Source organism: Priestia sp. P5_B4 (assembly GCF_056400385.1).
This window is the reverse complement of sequence record NZ_JBFULJ010001481.1, coordinates 1-568: the sequence shown is the minus strand read 5'-3', so window position 1 is coordinate 568 and position 568 is coordinate 1. Positions and strand designations below refer to the sequence as shown.

Genomic DNA, 568 nt, shown 5'->3' with positions numbered 1-568 from the left:
CTGTGAGCGTGCTCTCTCTCAATATTATGATGATCAAGGAGCGTTGTTAGTTTTTTATTAGGAAAGCCGTACTCTTTCCATTTGACAGCACGCATAGAGCAGTGCCATTTTTGGTTAAATAAAGATGGATACCGTTTTAAAAGAAAACTGCGATCGAAAGAAGCATTATGAGCGATGATAGCCGAAACGCTAGTTAACAGCGATTCCACTTTTTTATCGTCTAATGTTTTATTTTTGACCATCTCATTTGTAATTCCCGTTAAGTTTGTAATATGCGGGAAAATGGGAGTTGAAGGCATATTAAATTCTTCATATTCTTCTACAATGTCGATTATTTCTCCGGTAGAAGAATCATAAGAAACAACAGCAATTGCTAGTTCGATAATATCGCATGTTTGAGCACTTAAGCCCGTTGTTTCAACGTCTAAAACGGCTGCTAATTTCACTTGTTCAGTTGACAATTCGTCGCCCTCCCTTTCTATTTATCATTCTATTAGCTTATCATTTTTCAACAGAAAACGTTAGTAAAAAAGATGAGGGAGCACGTACATGGATTTATTTTTTATTT

General features: G+C 35.9%; 1 protein-coding gene. It reads right to left on the bottom strand.

Translation table 11 applies throughout. The features are described 5' to 3' along the window. The coding region (locus AC1DRF_RS31725; RefSeq protein WP_477742792.1) for an exonuclease domain-containing protein at positions 1 to 461 on the bottom strand (461 nt) is incomplete at its 3' end. Between the last annotated feature and the right edge of the window lie 107 nt (positions 462 to 568).